We start from the raw sequence: 17,610 nt of genomic DNA, 5'->3' as shown, positions 1-17,610 counted from the left end.
GAACAACGGCTTTTTAGTACTTGCATGGCGCGTCTTGAGTCAAGTTAACACTTAGGATGACAGCGGGCTCGCAGAAGAATCTCTGATCACTGGTTCTGGCATAAACATATGCTCGGTGGGGGTATCTTCTAGTTTGTTTTGCTGCGCAATCAACAGCTCGGTAGCAGTTTGGGCTATCTTATCGTTTGGCTGATGCACTGTGGTGAGTTTAGGCCAAGTTTGCCGCGAAAAGGGGCTGTCTTCAAAGCCGACAATGGACAGTTCAGCAGGAATTGAAACGCCCTCTAAACGCGCGGCAAATAAGGCGCCTGCCGCAATTTCATCGTTACAGGCGACAATAGCAGTTGGTCTATCTGGCTTGCTAAGCAATATTTTGGCACCTTCAACCCCAAATTCAAAAGAGTATTGACCATTAATGATATAATTTTCATTAACGGCTAACAGGTTGCTTTGCATCGCTTGCTTAAAGCCAGCTAAGCGCTCTTTTGTTGATTCATGCTGCTGATCACCACTAAGAAAGGCGATATGTTGATGGCCAAGATCGATTAAATGCTGAGTAATCGATACCGCGCCCTGCCTGTCGTTAACTAATACCGTTAAGCCACCATATTGATCCGCCGCTTCACCGGCAATAATACGCACATAATTAGCGTTAATGTTATCCAATGCCGCGAGCACTTTGGGATCCTCTGACAGAGGGGGGGTTAGCACTAAGCCCGATAGGCGTGCGTGGCGTACCATATCTGTTAGTTCTTGGCAGATATTTTCTGACGTTGCGTCACAAGGGTGGATCAGTAGTTCGTACCCCCTTTGTTTGCATGCTGATAAAATACCATTTTGCATATCAATGACATAGTAAGCATTAGGGTTGTCATACACAAAAGCGATGACATAGGATTTTGTTCCGGCTAGGTTACGTGCAGCGAGGTTTGGTTGGTAGTTAAGCGCTGTAATGGCTTGATTGACTTTATCAATGGTCGCTTGCCTGACCGACGGCTCCTTATTGGTGACTCTGGATACCGTCTTTATCGAGACGCCAGCGTACTTGGCAACATCATTTATGGTTACTTTCATCTAGTGGTCACTCATTGTGATAGCTGCTAATTGCAGTCTACAGAATTTAACTTTATTCAAACGATGTACTGTATGACGACACAGCAGATCTCACTTCCCCTACCGACAATATTGCTAATTTTTAACGAATTAAGCAATCATCAAATCGATTTTAGCATTTTATGCGAACGATTCTTCTTAACGAATAGTAAATTCAAGATTACTTTTAATTAATATTATCAATGCCTTATATTTTTGTTCCTAAACAAATTATTGTTGGCTTTGTGATGTGTTAGACGATATTTAAGTTTTTTTGGTTATTTTGTTGTGGCGCAACTGTTAATTGTTGTGTAATCTTTGTACCCACATGACAGCGTTGTCATTCCTGTTGAGGGAATGGGCATGAAACTAAAACGATAATAAAGTTATGGAAGGGATACGAGATGCGACCATCTACTTTTAAGAAAAGTATACTAGCTACAAATATTGCACTACTCATGAGCGGCGCAATGTCGGTTTCAGCCATCGCAGCGGAAGCTGAGGCACAAACTGTTAATACCGATAATATTGAAAAAATCGAAGTGCGCGGCTTACGTGCATCAATGAAGGCGTCCATCAACGCTAAACGCTTCTCTGATGCCGTTGTCGACGCAGTGACCGCTGAAGATATTGGTAAATTTCCCGATGGCGATGTGGGTGAGTCTTTAGCGCGTATTCCTGGTGTGACTGTTAATCGTCAATTTGGTCAGGGGCAGCAGGTGTCTATTCGTGGCGCTTCATCACAACTTACCCGCACGCTGCTCAATGGTCATTCAGTTGCCTCAACTGGCTGGTTCGATCAACAGGCTATTGACCGTAGTTTTAACTATTCACTATTGCCGCCAGAGATGGTGAGCGGTATTGAGGTGTATAAGTCTTCACAGGCTGATATCACCGAAGGTGGTATTGGCGGCACTGTCATCGTTAAGACCCGTAAGCCGTTAGATTTAGATGCTAACACTGTGTTCCTCAGTGCTAAAGGGGATTACGGAACGATCTCTGAAGAGACCGATCCGGCGCTTTCAGGACTATACAGTTGGAAAAATGACAACGAAAACTTCGGTATTCTAGTGTCGGCAGCAGGCTCTCAAACTGAATATCAACGCAATGGTATCGAGACTTTATTGGGCTGGGGTGAAATTGTCCCCACGACATTCCAACAAGACAGAGAGCGCACGGCATATAACGTTGCAGCGCAGTATCGTCCTACAGATAAATTAGAGTTTGGCCTCACGGTAACCAGTATGGATTTAAAGGCGGATAACGCTAATACTTCTATTTTCTTGTTTCCAACTCAACAAGGTGTAAGTACCTGTAATCAAACCAATGCAGCCGGTGTTTGTACTGATATTACTCATACAGGTGAAGGCGGGTTTGCATGGGCACAAACTTGGGCTCGTCAAGCTGAGATGTCGTCAGACACCTATGACTTTGACTTTAAGTATGAAGCGGATAATTTCACTCTAGAAGGCCGTGTTGGCAATACCAGTTCAGACGGTGGTACAAGCCTAACGTCTAATTATGGTAATTCAATTGGCCAACCCGGTGACTTTGCTGGCCACTATGATGCTACCGGTGAAAAGATTGCTATCGATATTGCAAATAAAGATTTTGATGCCAGTGATTTTAATGGAAAACTGGCAACCGCTGGCTGGGCATTGAAAAAACAACCCAATACAGATGAAGAGACTTATGCGCAAGTCGATTTAACCTTCCCGGTTGACTTTGGGGCTATTACTTCAATTAAAACCGGTGTGCGTTACGCCGACCATGATGTGACTCAAGAAACTGATGCGGCAATTGTGGGTGATATCGCCGAGAAAGACGCCTCTGATTATTATTCAGGTACCATATCTTCTGGTGCTGGTTTTACGTTACCTAAGCCCAATTTTGATGCGATGATCAATGATGCATACGCTGCAGTTGATGGCTTTACTCGCGATAAGTCGGGTTATGGCACCTTGAACGAAAAAAACCTTGCGGCGTACGCGATGGCGAATTTTGAGGCCGATGGTATTCGCGGTAACTTTGGTTTGCGCTTTATCTCTACCGATGTCGAATCAGATTACTATGCATTGAGTGATTCAGGCCAATTTGCCGATGAGATGAGTACTGATAAGTCTAGCTATAACGATGTGTTGCCAAGTGTGAATATCGCATTTGATTTAGCTCCAGATCTGATTTTACGTACCTCTGCGGCGCAAGTGATATCGCGTCCTAACTATTCTGAGCTTTTTGCTACATCAACACTTCCAGGCCTGAACGATGGAACGCCGGGTAATGAAAAGTTAAACCGTGGCTCAGTTTCATTAGACCCGTTTAAAGCCACGCAGGCAGATCTTAGCTTAGAGTGGTATTTTGGCGGCGAAGGCTTAGCATCTATCACTTACTTTATTAAAGATGTCAGCTCATTTATCACCACTCGTCAAAAGTTAAACCAGCAGATTGGTATTGATGATAACGACCTTATCGCCCAAGGTGATAGTGCATGCGGCGTTGGAATTTACGATTGCTGGACCGTCAGTGAAAAGTACAATGCCGATGGTGGTCGTATCGAAGGGATTGAATTACAACTTCAAGACTCATATGACAATGGTTTTGGCTACTCGGCTAACTACACCTTTGCCGATGCGGGTTCACCAGCGGAGAACTACCCTGATCAAGTCGGTGTCTTCTCTGACTCCTCTAAGCATACAGTTAACTTAGTCGGTTACTATGAGATGGAGAGCTTCAATGCTCGCTTAGCTTACAACTGGCGTAGTGAGTACATGATGCGTGAACTGCCAGGATTTTATGGCAACCGGCAACATGAAGACTATGGTTCACTCGACTTAAGCATGAACTACAGTATTACCGATTGGATGGACATTACCTTCGAAGCGGTTAACTTAACCGAAGAAGATAGCATACAAACAGGTATTGCTCCGCTAGATGCCGAAGTTATCCCTGAATTTAAAGCCGATTACCCGGTGTGGAGTTTCGAAGGTGAAGCTCGATACAAGGTGGGTGTTGCACTTAGATTCTAATCACTATTGAGATAGTTGATTGTAATTAAGCCCAGCATCTGCTGGGCTTTTTATTGACAGCATAACAAGATTAAAGCTGTTGCTATCAGGCTCTATAGGTCAGATTGAAAAGGTAATACATGGACATTAAAACAATCGTTATTGTTGGCGGAGGCACGGCTGGTTGGTTGGCGGCAAATCATATTGGTCAGGCATTAGCAGATAATACAGCGGTGACTGTGACGCTTATTGAATCGCCCGATATCCCAACAATTGGTGTTGGTGAGGGAACGGTGCCAGCTATTCGTAGTAGTTTAAAGCGATTCGGTATCAGTGAAGCTGAGCTTATTCGAAGTTGCGATGCAACGTTTAAGCAATCGATAAAATTTGTTAACTGGCTAGATAAGGAGCGTCACGGCGAACATAATTTTTATCATCACTTATTTGATTCCCCATTGCTTGTGGAGGAGGCTTTAACCCCTGTTTGGTTGCAAAATAAACAGGGCTACTATGGTGATGTGGTCTCACCTCAACATGCAGTGTGTGAAGCTTATAAAGGGCCAAAACAGATCACCCATGCCGAATATAAAGGCTCACTTGGTTACGCTTATCATCTTAATGCGGCGAAGTTTGCGCAGTTGTTGGCAGCCAATGCCACATCTCGCTTCAAGGTCGAGCATATTAGAGCAAATGTGGTTGCGGTAAATCTTAATGATAGTGGTGATATAGCGTCTCTTGAAACCGATAGTCACGGTACGATATCCGCTGATTTTTATATTGATTGTAGTGGCTTTGAGGCACTGCTGATTGATAAGACGCTAAAGGTGCCATTTGTCGACAAGTCTAAGCAACTTTTTGTCGACAAGGCGATTGCGGTGCAGGTGCCCATTGCTGATGATGCACCGATTGCGCCATTTACACTAGCTACTGCTCACCAGGCTGGGTGGATTTGGGACATAGCCTTGACTCAGCGTCGTGGAATTGGTTTTGTTTACGCATCAAAATATATGAGCGAGGCTACGGCGCTTAAAAAATTGGCGACATACATTGGTGACGATTTAGCGAAGTTTCAATACCGTATTTTACCGATGAGGCTAGGTTACCGTGAGCGGTTTATGCACCAAAACTGTTTGTCACTCGGTTTGGCTCAAGGTTTTTTAGAGCCATTGGAAGCCACTTCTATCTTATTAACAGACTTTGCCGCAGGTTTTTTTGCCAATCGATTGCCAAAACATAAGGCAGAATTAAGCTTGATTGCCGAGCAACTAAATAAGGTGATGAGCTACGCCTGGGAGAGAGTGGTTGAGTTCATTAAATTACACTATTGCATATCCGATCGAACAGATGCGCCTTTTTGGGTCGATAACCGCGACAGCAATTCCATTCCTCCCGCATTAGCCGATAGGCTTCAGTTGTGGCAAAACCATATTCCGAGTCGGCAAGACTTTTTTAGTAAGTTTGAGGTATTTGACCTAGAAAATTACCTCTATGTGCTTTACGGGATGCAATTTAATACTCGGCCGCATGCTGGCGAGAATCAAGATCATCAAGCATCGTGGCAATCTCGTCGACAAAAAGGGCAACAAATGACGGCTCAATTAGTCGACACGCTGCCAGATCATAGGGATTTATTACAAAAAATTATTCGCTATGGATTACAAAAAAACTGATTTCAGTGGTGCTTATTTCCATTAACGCTAAAAGTGAGGTGAGCACTAAACGCTTGATATAAAGCTGCGCCATATTACTCATTTGAGAGCCTAGCTCATCTATTTATATTGAGCACTTGGCGATATGACTTTTTGTTATATCGCCAAGTGTAAATGATTACTTATCCCCACTAGATTATCGCGTGATGAATTATTGTTGGTTGTCGTATTTATTCTGTTCAACAATCAGTCTTGATAACTGGTTTAACGAAGCTCTGTGAGCGTAAATAATGGGCAGTAATCCTTTGTTTTTAAGTGCTAAAAAGTCCTCATCGCTGATAGCGTTAAGATTTTCATCATCGATCACATATACGCCATTAATGTTGATATGTTGTACGTTTTCGCCTCCCTTAATAGTGAGTTGTTGCGGGCTAAGCAGATTTTTATCAGCCAGATATTGGCATATAGCCTGTGTTTGTTGATGTAGTGCTGCAATATCCATTAAGGCATTGGTTCTGGCAGTAAGGTAGTCCGTCTGCTCACCATTATCGTTAAAGAGCCTGATCCCTTCATGTTGTGAGAGTAAGGGGCTCTGCTCATCGATACAGATCATGAGTTCATCGCTTTGTGCAGATGTTTTGGCGAGGGAGAGAGGAGCATTACTAAACCCTAATGGGGTTACCGGCGCATGCCATTTAGTTGACTGACAATAAAGATTTATTTTAGGTTTAATGCCCATCATTGCCACAGGAGTAAATCGACCTGTCTCGCTATTTTTCACAAATACAATGGGGAACTCAGCGGCTAAATTGGGGATCTCTCGCGCAACAACAGGGATTAAGTGTTCAGCAGAAAATCGGCTGTAGTCTGTTGATTGCGCTAACTTGAAGTGCAAGTGTTTTTGTGAAGAAAGGGGGGCTATTTGTGTCATGGTTGGTTACCTTTATGCAATTCGTTGGCGTTAGTTTAAGTTGGCTAAAGTCACATAGCCGCCTTTAAATTATTCCTAACGCTAATTAGTTTCATTAACTTAAAGGCTTGTTTTTATTGGGTATTTACTTTGGTTGTTATTTTGTGAGTCTAGTCAATTTATCTCTTTTACCCCCCAATAGTTAGAGTTGGTTTTATTGGGGCAATGATACCCAGTCATTTAGCATCGCATCACTTAGTGTTTAAAATAAGTTTCTTCATGTACTCATCTGTTTATTAAGGTTTTTAATTGTAGATATCGTGCCATGCTTAGACATATCGCCTCATCAATTGAGCATGACAATTACAGTACAGCTAACTTAGCGAAGGTTACATATGAGAGCAACATGATTATGTTATCAATAGTTATCAATATTGTCGTGAAATTGTTTTTGATTTTTATATCTCTAGACTGTGCCAATCTGGATAGGAATAACAGTGGTTAGGCTAAAAAAAACATTTTTTGTCAAAAAAATGTAGATATTCTGTTTTTTGTTGTGTAAGTTTACGGATGACAGCGTTGTCATTTGCTTGTGTGACATCTCTGTTTGTAAGGTTAACATGATGTAGGAAGAGGTCTCTTACATGCATGTGTTTGGCAGTTATCGCTTGGTTTATCCGGCATGATTGTGTTTGATGTTTCCTATAGTCTCTCCCCGGATGCTAGAGATAGCTAGGTGCTTTATTCTGTGAATAACAGTTACTGCACCTAGCATTTTTTTATGGCGATTTTTAGTGATTGATAGCGAAGCATCATAGTGGCTAACGGTATTTAAAGTTGCTGTCGTGAAACCATTATTCACCCTCATTAGCATGCAAAGGCACTGGGTTAATCATAAATCGTATCGCTCCAATGAGTATGGATAAAAAACCACAAACTCGGTATCGCGCGTTGTGGATAAGATAATAGAGGAAGTCCATGAATAATAATCTTGCCGCTCTCGCGGTGATGCTCACCTTATCAAGTGCGGCGTGTAGCCCAAAATCACTCGAGTCTTCATCTCCACAAAGTCTTCTATCTGATCCTCAGCCCGCCACTACGACCAAAGCTGCAGCTATCAGTACGGCAGCGTCTCAAAACGGCGCGATATCGCAACAGCAGTTGCATGATTTTGCCAACACCTTGGCCGTTACCTATGCAACGCTGACTAATTATCCGCAGCAATGCACCAGTAGCGGTGTCGATGGACGCTGTTTTGCCGCGCAAATCACTTTTACATCGGCAATTGATTTTAAAGCACGCGACTGGGCGATTTATTACAGCCAACTGCGGCCCGTTAAGGCGGTGTTACCACCGCAGCAATTGTCTGTGTCATCACCACAGTTTGCTATTACCCATGTCAAAGGTGATCTACATAAAATTACCCCCACCGAGCAGTTTGCCAGTTTTGAGGCCGGGCAAACATATACTGTGGATTTTCTCGGGGAGTTATGGCAATTATCTGAAACGGATGCGATGCCTAATTACTATATTGTGGCGTCAGGGCTTGAGCCTGAGGTGATTGCCAGTACTCGCTTGGGTATCGATCCTGACACCGGCATGGAGACGCGCCCCTACGCCGTGGCATTTGTCAGTGAGCAAACTCAATATAAGCGCAGCGATACCGATACGCTTAAATGGGCCAGGGCTGAGGTGTTATTTGAGGCCAATGCCCAGGTGCAGCCGGAGCCAACACTTGCTATTAACACCATAATTCCTACACCTAAATCGCAAATTATCGACAGTGATGCACTAGCAGTGTCACTCAGCTCTGGCTATAAGTTATCAGCTACAGAGGTCAAGCGTAGCGCAATTGATGCAGCATTGGCACGCCTTGAGCGCCTTGGTGTTACCGAGCAAAAGCAGGGGATCTCGTTGACGTTACGCCCCTTAACGAAACCACTTATGGCCGGGGGATATCAGCTCTCCATCGCGCCTAATAACATTACGATCCGCGCTGGCGATGATGCGGGATACGCCTATGGTATCGCTTCGCTCACTAGCCTTATCGATGTGAATGCGCTTAGCGTAAATACCATGCAGATTGAAGATGAGCCAAGATATGAATTTAGAGGCATGCATGTCGATGTGGCGCGTAACTTTCACAGCAAGCAGTTTATCTTAGATCTGCTCGATCAGATGGCAGCCTATAAGCTTAACAAGCTGCACCTGCACATGGCCGATGACGAAGGCTGGCGATTAGAGATTGATGGCCTGCCCGAATTAACCGACATTGGCAGTAAACGCTGCCATGACTTGCAGGAAAATCGTTGTCTGCTTCCGCAGCTTGGCAGTGGTCCCGACGCCGCGAGCGCTGTTAATGGTTATTACACTAAAGCCGATTATATCGACATCCTTAAATATGCTAACGCGCGCCAAATCCAAGTGATCCCCTCGATGGATATGCCAGGACATTCGCGCGCAGCCATTAAGTCGATGGAGGCGCGCTATCGTAAGTTGTTGGCAAAAGGTGATATTGCGGCGGCGAATCAATATCGTTTAATCGATCCTCAGGACACCACACAATACGCCTCAATCCAATATTATGACGATAATACGCTTAACGTGTGTCTGGAGTCGTCATTTGATTTTGTCGGCAAAGTGGTCGATGAGATAGCCCTGCTACACCAGCAAGCAGGCCAGCCCTTGACCGTCTACCATATTGGCGCCGATGAAACGGCAGGCGCTTGGATTGAGTCGCCAGTATGCCAAGCGTTTTTACGCAATAACGATAAAGGCGTGGCCAGTGAGCAAGATTATGGCGCCTACTTTATTGAGCGTGTTGCCAATATGCTGGCTGAAAAAGGCATAGAGGCAGCAGGGTGGAGCGATGGCATGAGCCACACTCGCCCAGAGCGGATGCCAGCCACTACCCAGAGTAATATTTGGGATGTGATCTCCCATGACGGTTTTAAGCGTGCACATAAACAAGCTAATTTACAGTGGCATACAGTGCTGAGTAATCCTGAGGTGCTCTATTTCGATTTTCCTTATGAGGCCGATCCGAAAGAGCATGGCTATTACTGGGCAAGTCGTAATACCAACGAGCGCAAGATTTTTAGCTTTATGCCCGATAACCTCCCCGCTAACGCCGAGCAGTGGACCAATATCGAAGGCCAACCTTTTATCGCTGACGACACCATTAAACTCAATGAGCAAGGACAACGTCTCAGTGGTCCCTTAGCCCAAAGGGTGACATTTCGTGGCCTTCAAGGGCAAATATGGAGTGAGACCATTCGCAGTGACGATGTTGCCGAATATATGATTTTTCCGCGCCTATTAGTACTGGCCGAGCGTGCTTGGCATCAAGCCGACTGGGAAGTGCCATATCAGTACCAAGGGGCTATCTATCATCAAGATAGCGGCTTCTTTACTGATGATATGCGCGCCAAGCAGCTGGCTCAATGGCAGGTATTTGCCAACACGCTTGGTCATAAAGAGTTGCTAAAACTTGATATGGCCAATATTGCCTATCGAGTGCCGACCCTAGGGGCGCGTATTAAAAATAGCATGTTGCAGATTAACCACTTCTATCCTGGTTTGCAGGCCCAATACCGACTGAATGGGGGGCAGTGGCAACCCTATACTCAACAAGTCGAGGTTGAGGGCAAAGTCGAGGTCAGAGGCGTGGCGGCGGATGGGCAGCGCAAAGGGCGCATACTCAGCGTCAATTAGTCTGCTTGAATTTGAGAGTGACAACCTACTATCAAGGTCACTCTTTTCCTGCTCCACCATCAACAAGCCGCGGCATGACGGAGCCTTTTTGATGTGGTTTTACTTACGTTTTCGATGCGAAGTTTGCAATATCAAGAGCAATAATCAATTCGATGCTAGATGGCATGTTAGTTGTCTATCGATAGCAATAAAATAAATGACAACGCTGTCATTGTTATTGTAACATTGTATTAACTTGCAGTAGCGACCCAAAGTTATGGTTTCGATTAACGGTAATTTTGGATATTAACACGGTAAAAGAGGTCCGTAATGGGATTGAATCAGACGAAGGATACGCCCTTATACATAGGTATAGATGGTGGGGGAAGTAAATGCCGTGCGACCATCTATGCTGCAGACAATCGTATTTTAGGCAGTGGCGTTGCTGGGCGCGCTAATCCACTTCATGGTTTGTCGCAAACCTTTGAGTCGATTAAACAGTCGACCGCGCTGGCGTTAACCGATGCAGGATTAGCCTTAAGCGATAGCCGCCAGCTCATTGCCGGATTAGGGCTAGCAGGGGTTAATGTGCCGCACCTATACCAGCAGGTAGCAAACTGGCAGCATCCCTTTGCGCAGATGTATGTCACAACCGATCTACACGCCGCCTGCATTGGCGCCCATAATGGAGGCGATGGTGCGGTTATCATAACGGGTACGGGGTCGTGTGGTTATGCCCATGTCGGTGAGCAATCTCTGTGCCTGGGTGGCCATGGCTTTATGTTAGGCGATAAGGGCAGCGGCGCTTGGTTAGGGCTAAAAGCGGCCGAACAAGTGCTGTTACACCTCGATGGCTTTGCGCCGCCAACGGCGCTAACTGAGCGTTTACTGGCATATTTTAAGGTGTACGATGCCATGGGTATCGTGGCGCATTTAGCCGGACAATCCTCCAGCAGCTATGCCACGCTGGCACGGACGGTGTTAACCTGTGCCAATGATAATGATGAGGTCGCCAAAGCGATTGTGACCGAAGGCGCCGCTTATTTAAGTCAGCTGGCCCATAAACTGTTTGAGCTTAATCCACCACGTTTTTCAATGATTGGGGGCTTAGCCGAACCGTTAGCACCTTGGTTAGATAGCGATGTTGTGGCCAACATCGCGCCGGTGATCGCGCCGCCAGAATTTGGTGCCGCTTACTATGCCCGCCAGCAGGTGGCCGCACAATCCACCACACGTTAACTATTGCACGCCGCCAGCGTTAACGGCTTCAGGGGACATTAGTTATGCAACAAACTTTCATTGCTGAACGGCTGTTTGATGGTGAGCAGTTTCATCATCAGCTGCCCATCACGCTAGAAGATGGTCATATTCGCGTATTTGATACGGTATCGGGCGTTGAGCCCATTAAACTGACTGGCACCTTAGTGCCTGGGTTTATCGATATACAGGTGAACGGCGGCGGTGGAGCACTGTTTAATGCCGACCCCAGTGTTGAGTGTATTAACACCATAGGCCGGGCTCACGCGCAGTTTGGCACCACAGGATTTTTACCCACCCTGATCACCGATAAGGTAGAGGTGATGCAGCGTGCTGCCGATGCTGTTGCCCAAGCGATAGCTCAAGGTTGTCATGGTGTGCTTGGGGTGCATTTTGAGGGCCCGCACTTGTCGGTGCCCAAAAAAGGGGTGCATCCCCAGTCGCATATTAGGCGTATTTCTGATGCGGAATTAGCCATCTTTAGCCGCAACGACTTAGGCACCAAAGTCGTTACCTTAGCACCAGAAAATGTCTCCACTGAAGTGATTGAGGCATTAGTCGCGCAAGGGGTTAGGGTCTGCTTAGGCCATTCTAACGCCGATTATGACACGGTAGTCGCAGCCTTGGCTGCGGGGGCCACCTGCTTTACGCACCTATTTAATGCCATGTCACCAATGGGGTCGCGGGAGCCTGGCATGGTCGGCGCCGCCATCGAGAGTCGTGACGCCTGGTGCGGGTTGATTGTCGATGGTCACCATGTACATACCGCTGCCGCTAAAGTCGCGATTTACGCTAAACCTAAAGGTAAGGTGATGCTAGTGACCGACGCCATGCCGCCTGTCGGTATGGCGCAAGATGCCAGTTTCGAACTATTTGGCACGCAGGTGGTTCGCCAAGGCTCGCGTTTAAACGCGGTGACAGGTGAACTGGCGGGCTGTGTACTTGATATGATGGGAGCGGTGAATAATAGCGTCAACTTACTCGGATTATCACTCGATGAAGCACTGCGCATGGCAGCTCTCTATCCGGCGCAGTTTATCGGACATCAGGCGCAGCGGGGACAGCTGAGTGTGGGCGCCAAGGCCGATTTGGTACTGTTAGACCAGCATAAGGTACAGCAAACCTATATTGCTGGGCACTTGGTGTATCAAGGCTAACGCATTTGAATCAATAACAGGCCCTAAAAGTCATGCTTTTAGGGCCTTGCGCTATCTAGTGATAGATAAACTACATCTTTATAAACATCATAGGAAGTATGCCAATGCAAGCCGAACAGGCCAAGATGGCTAAGCCGAGATTAATGTCACTCGATGCTTTACGGGGCTTCGATATGTTTTGGATCTTAGGCGGTGAAGCCCTATTTGCCGGCCTCTTCGCTTTGACCAGCTGGCAAGGTTGGCGCATTGCCGATGCTCAGATGCAGCACAGCCAATGGCACGGGTTTACCTTTTATGATTTGATTTTTCCGCTATTTATTTTCCTTTCGGGCGTCGCCCTTGGCTTATCGCCCAAGCGGCTTGATGCTTTGTCTTGGTCTGCGCGCTGGCCTGTGTATCGTCACGCAGTAAAGCGTTTGTTATTACTGCTATTTTTGGGTGTGCTTTATAACCATGGTTGGGGGGGCGGGGTGCCTGCATCCTTAGATGATGTCCGTTATGCCAGTGTACTTGGGCGCATTGCCTTTGCCTGGTTTTTTGCCGCCATCTTAGTGTGGCATACCAGTTTGCGTACTCAAATTATCGTGGCGCTGGGGTTGCTGATTGGCTACGGTGCGATGCAATTGCTGCTGCCAGTACCGGGTGGGGTGGCAGGTGATTTATCGATGGAGGGTTCGATTAATGCGTATGTCGATAGTCATTTTCTCCCCGGGATCACCTACCAAGGACGAGCGATGGATCCCGAAGGGATACTATCCACTTTACCCGCGGTGATTAACGCCCTTGCTGGGGTGTTTACCGGGCGCTTTATTGTTAAAACGCACCCCAAAGGGGAGTGGACTAAAGTGGCGCTGTTGCTGCTGATTGGCGTTAGCGTATTAACTTTAGGCTGGTGGTGTGATGGCTTGTTGCCAGTCAATAAAGATCTGTGGACCAGCTCGTTTGTGTTGGTCACTACCGGCTGGAGCTTGTTGTTACTTGGCGTATTTTATGCGCTGGTGGATGTGCTGAAATGGCATAAATTGGTTTATGTTTTCGTGGTCATCGGCTGTAACGCCATCATCATCTATTTAGCCTCTAGTTTGGTGAAATGGGATTATATGGCACGCAGTCTCTTTGGTGGGCTCATCGATACATTACCCGCCAATGCGCAGATGTTGGCCGCCACGCTAGCCTTATTGCTGGTGCAGTGGTTGTTACTTTTTTGGATGTATAAGCGTGACATATTTATTAAGGTGTAATTTTTACTGCTGAGTGGTTTTATTGTCTTTTAGCCCGTTAAATCTTGCTGTTAGTACTTGATTTTATAAAAACCCAAAATGACAGCGTTGTCTTTTTGAGGTTTATGTTTTAACATCGATGAAACAAGGTGGCAAAGAGTCTGGTTGAATAAGCGTCGCCATTGTCATAAGTACCATTATCAATACTGAGCCGGTATCGGTTAACCCCATACCAATATATTAATTACTATAAGAAACTTGGCTTATGGAAATGACATTAAATAGCGAAAATAAGCGCAGCAGCGTGATCCCGATGGCGATTGTCGCAGGACTGTTCTTTATATTAGGTTTTGCGACGTGGTTAAATGGGTCGTTAATGCCTTACCTCAAACAGATCCTGCAACTCACCCCTCTACAAGCATCGTTAATCCTCTTCTCTTTTTATATTGCGGTGACATTTACTGCCTTACCCTCGGCATGGGTGATCCGCAAAGTAGGCTACAAGAGTGGTATGGCTTTAGGTATGGGGATCATGATGTTGGCGGGCTTACTCTTTATTCCCGCGGCTAAAACACAAATATTTGCGCTGTTTTTATTGGCTCAGTTAGTGATGGGGACTGGGCAAACTTTACTGCAAACAGCGGTAAACCCCTATGTGGTAAGAATTGGTCCAGAAGAATCGGCAGCAGCGCGCGTTAGCGTAATGGGGATTTTAAATAAAGGTGCGGGTGTGATTGCCCCTATGGTGTTTACCGCACTCATTTTAGACAGCTTTAGTGATCGCGTCGGCATAGAGCTTACCCAAGTGCAAATTGATGAAATGGCAAATAGCCTAGTGTATCCCTATATGGGAATGGCGTTATTTATCGGCTTTTTAGCCATTTTAGTGAAGAAGTCGCCATTACCTGAGCTGGCTAAGGAAGATGATGAAACCTTAAGCGGTAAAGGGCACACTCGCGAAGCGTTATCGCACCCTAATCTTGCTTTAGGTGTGGTTGCGCTATTTTTCTATGTCGCGGTAGAGGTCATTGCTGGCGATACCATAGGTATTTTTGCGTTAAGTTTAGGGGTCGAAAAATATGGCGTCATGACCTCATATACCATGATCTGCATGGTGTTAGGTTATATCTTAGGTATATTAACTATTCCGCGCTTTATCTCCCAACCCACGGCATTAACCATCTCGGCTCTATTGGGTATCTTGCTGACGATGGGGATTTTATTGGGGAATAATGAGTCCTATGTGATAGCCAACACCCTATTGGTGCCGTTAGGTGGGGTCATGCTGCCCGATACCTTGCTGATGATCGCCTTTTTAGGTTTAGCTAACGCCATCGTGTGGCCTGCGGTGTGGCCTTTGGCGCTGTCGGGGATGGGTAAGTTGACCAGCACCGGCTCGGCATTGTTGGTTATGGGGATTGCCGGTGGTGCGTTTGGTCCCCTATTTTGGGGGCTAACCAGCTCAGCCACCTCTTTGGGATTACAAGGCGGTTATATGGTGATGTTACCTTGTTATCTGTTTATCCTGTTTTATGCCTTGAAAGGCCATAAGATAAAAAGCTGGAAGTGAGCCAGTGATCGAATAACAGGATTATCAAAAGGAGCGCAGGCTCCTTTTTTTATGGGCTATTTTTATTGATAACAAGCCACTATCTTTTGTTTATCTACAATGATTAAAGGAGAGAGGGGGATAGGGGACGTTGGCATTATGTCGCTTTAGCTTAGCAGGGGGCGCCAATGATCTACATAAGAGAGATTGATTAGCCTGATAAGCTCAGCCTAATCGATAACGTCTATTTTAGGGATAGGATGATGAGGTAAATTTTAGACATAAAAAAACCACTCAAAGAGTGGTTTTTTTATTTTTATGGTGCCGGCACCAAGAGTCGAACTCGGGACCTACTGATTACAAGTCAGTTGCTCTACCAACTGAGCTATGCCGGCTTAACTGTTACATCTAAATAGTGGTGCCCGAACCCGGAATCGAACCAGGGACACGAGGATTTTCAATCCTCTGCTCTACCGACTGAGCTATTCGGGCAAACTAAACTAAGCGTTAGTTAACTACTTCAAACCAGGTGTTTGTAACCCGTCTCGTTTGGAGTGCGCGTATAATATAGCGATGATATTTTTCCTGCAAGTGCTTTTTTAGATAAATTTAACTGCATGGTCAGTTAGTGTGCGAAGTGGTTTTTTTTTATCAAAAACGCTGCTTTTTGATACGAGATGAGCGGGGGGACGGGGATCGAGAGAGAGCTTAATCGCCAATGATTCGACACATTTTGGCTTCCAGTGAGCCGATTGAGCTGATGATTTTTAGGTTTTTCTAAAAAATAGAACGTTATTGGCTAAATTACGCGCTATTACCCTATTAAAGTCGAAAGTAATATCGGCAACAGAATTAACTTGTGGGGTAAAACCGTGATTAACAATACGCAGAACCGTTATGGTGCGGTCAGTATGGTATTACATTGGGCATCGGCACTGGTGGTGATCGGCTTATTTGGGCTGGGTTTCTGGATGGTGGAATTAACGTATTACAGTAGTTGGTACCAAACGGCGCCAGCATTACACAAGAGTATGGGGATTCTACTGCTGCTTGCCACCGTTGTTCGCTTGATGTGGCGCTGGGGCAATCCTAAACCTTTGCCGTTACCACAGCATAAGCGTTGGGAAAAGCGGCTCAGCTCTTGGGTGCATGCTCTGCTGTATCTATTGTTAATGGCCATTTTTGTCAGTGGCTACCTGATCTCTACCGCCGATGGGCGCAGCATACCGGTATTTGAGTTGTTTGAGCTGCCCAGTATGGGGGAGTTATTTGCTGGTCAAGCCGATATTGCTGGCCTAGTGCATCAATATTTGGCCTATAGCATTATCGGCTTGGTGATCGTACATGCCCTAGGGGCGATTAAGCATCATCTAATAGATAAAGATTCTACATTAATCAGAATGACTACATTTAAGGAGATAAAATGAAGCAGGGTATATTAAGCAGCGTTATTGCTGGTGCACTTTTAATGTCGGCGCAAGTGAATGCCGCCGATTATGTTATCGACACTCAAGGCGCGCATGCCTCGGTGCAGTTTAGTGTCAGTCATCTTGGTTACAGCTTTGTGGTAGGGCGTTTTAACGACTTTGCTGGTGACTTTAGTTTTGATAGCAGCGATATCGGCGCCTCTAAGGTCAATGTCACTATCAATACTGCCAGCATCGACTCTAATCATGCTGAGCGCGATAAGCATCTGCGTAGTAGTGATTTTTTGAATGTGGCCAAATTCCCTAAAGCTACCTTTACGTCGACATCTGTAGAACCACAAGGTGATGGCGAATTTGTACTTAAGGGTCAGTTGAGTCTTAACGGTGTGACCAAAGAGGTCACTATCGATGCACACTTGGTGGGTGAGGGGAAAGACCCTTGGGGCGGTTATCGTGTTGGCTTCGTTGGCCAAGCTGAACTGGCACTAAAAGATTACAATATTAAGATGGACTTAGGGCCAGCCTCTAGCCATGTTAACTTAGATTTAGTGGTTGAAGGTATTCGCCAGTAAGCTTAAAGCTTAGGTAGGTTCATCATGGCTTAGCTGCTTACTTTATATAAGTAAACTAACATAGGTAATAAGCATAGGT

Annotated in this window: 11 protein-coding genes and 2 tRNA genes; 9 read left to right on the top strand and 4 right to left on the bottom strand. The window is 45.8% G+C overall.

Annotated elements, in window-relative coordinates; genetic code table 11:
• Positions 1–51: 51 nt before the first annotated feature.
• Positions 52–1,074: a LacI family DNA-binding transcriptional regulator gene (locus AC5YB1_RS14930; RefSeq protein WP_494519816.1), complete on the bottom strand. Its 1,023-nt coding sequence runs from the start codon at positions 1,072–1,074 to the stop codon at positions 52–54.
• Positions 1,075–1,496: 422 nt separating this feature from the next.
• Here AC5YB1_RS14930 and AC5YB1_RS14925 point away from each other — a divergent pair, with 422 nt between their 5' ends.
• Positions 1,497–4,118: a TonB-dependent receptor gene (locus AC5YB1_RS14925; protein ID WP_494519815.1), complete on the top strand. Its 2,622-nt coding sequence runs from the start codon at positions 1,497–1,499 to the stop codon at positions 4,116–4,118.
• A 119-nt stretch (positions 4,119–4,237) separates the two neighbouring features.
• Entirely contained in the window at positions 4,238–5,767 is a 1,530-nt protein-coding gene (locus AC5YB1_RS14920) for a tryptophan halogenase family protein (protein ID WP_494519814.1), read from the top strand.
• Between the two features lie 190 nt (positions 5,768–5,957).
• Here AC5YB1_RS14920 and AC5YB1_RS14915 read toward each other — a convergent pair whose 3' ends face one another.
• Complete coding sequence (locus AC5YB1_RS14915; protein ID WP_494519813.1) at positions 5,958–6,677, bottom strand: SapC family protein; 720 nt, start codon at positions 6,675–6,677, stop codon at positions 5,958–5,960.
• 957 nt (positions 6,678–7,634) lie between these two features.
• Here AC5YB1_RS14915 and AC5YB1_RS14910 point away from each other — a divergent pair.
• The 5 genes from AC5YB1_RS14910 (at position 7,635) to nagP (ending at position 15,553) form a co-directional block, all read left to right on the top strand.
• Positions 7,635–10,370 (top strand): beta-N-acetylhexosaminidase, encoded by a 2,736-nt coding sequence (locus AC5YB1_RS14910; RefSeq protein WP_494519812.1) that lies wholly within the window; start codon positions 7,635–7,637, stop codon positions 10,368–10,370.
• A 309-nt stretch (positions 10,371–10,679) separates the two neighbouring features.
• Complete coding sequence (gene nagK / locus AC5YB1_RS14905) at positions 10,680–11,588, top strand: N-acetylglucosamine kinase (protein WP_494519811.1); 909 nt, start codon at positions 10,680–10,682, stop codon at positions 11,586–11,588.
• 44 nt (positions 11,589–11,632) lie between these two features.
• Complete coding sequence (gene nagA / locus AC5YB1_RS14900; protein WP_494519810.1) at positions 11,633–12,763, top strand: N-acetylglucosamine-6-phosphate deacetylase; 1,131 nt, start codon at positions 11,633–11,635, stop codon at positions 12,761–12,763.
• A 104-nt stretch (positions 12,764–12,867) separates the two neighbouring features.
• Positions 12,868–14,004: a transmembrane glucosamine N-acetyltransferase NagX gene (nagX, locus tag AC5YB1_RS14895; protein ID WP_494519809.1), complete on the top strand. Its 1,137-nt coding sequence runs from the start codon at positions 12,868–12,870 to the stop codon at positions 14,002–14,004.
• 244 nt (positions 14,005–14,248) lie between these two features.
• Positions 14,249–15,553 (top strand): N-acetylglucosamine MFS transporter NagP, encoded by a 1,305-nt coding sequence (gene nagP / locus AC5YB1_RS14890; protein ID WP_494519808.1) that lies wholly within the window; start codon positions 14,249–14,251, stop codon positions 15,551–15,553.
• Between the two features lie 298 nt (positions 15,554–15,851).
• Here the strand turns inward: nagP and AC5YB1_RS14885 are convergent.
• Both AC5YB1_RS14885 and AC5YB1_RS14880 read right to left on the bottom strand, forming a co-directional pair.
• Positions 15,852–15,927: transfer RNA gene (locus AC5YB1_RS14885), tRNA-Thr, on the bottom strand.
• A gap of 21 nt (positions 15,928–15,948) precedes the next feature.
• A tRNA-Phe gene (locus AC5YB1_RS14880) sits at positions 15,949–16,024 on the bottom strand.
• Between the two features lie 380 nt (positions 16,025–16,404).
• On the opposite strand from AC5YB1_RS14880, the gene AC5YB1_RS14875 reads away from it, so the two are divergent.
• Both AC5YB1_RS14875 and AC5YB1_RS14870 read left to right on the top strand, forming a co-directional pair.
• Positions 16,405–16,959 carry a cytochrome b gene (locus AC5YB1_RS14875; RefSeq protein ID WP_494519807.1) on the top strand — a complete coding sequence of 185 codons (555 nt, stop codon included), beginning with the start codon at positions 16,405–16,407 and terminating at the stop codon, positions 16,957–16,959.
• Positions 16,956–17,531, top strand: a complete 576-nt coding sequence (locus AC5YB1_RS14870; RefSeq protein WP_494519806.1) for a YceI family protein — start codon at positions 16,956–16,958, stop codon at positions 17,529–17,531. The genes AC5YB1_RS14875 and AC5YB1_RS14870 overlap by 4 nt, the downstream gene beginning before the upstream one ends.
• Positions 17,532–17,610: the final 79 nt, after the last annotated feature.

The sequence above is a fragment of the Shewanella sp. 433 genome, assembly GCF_059338565.1.
The sequence above is the reverse complement of the archived record's forward strand: the minus strand, read 5'-3'. Positions and strand labels throughout refer to the sequence as shown.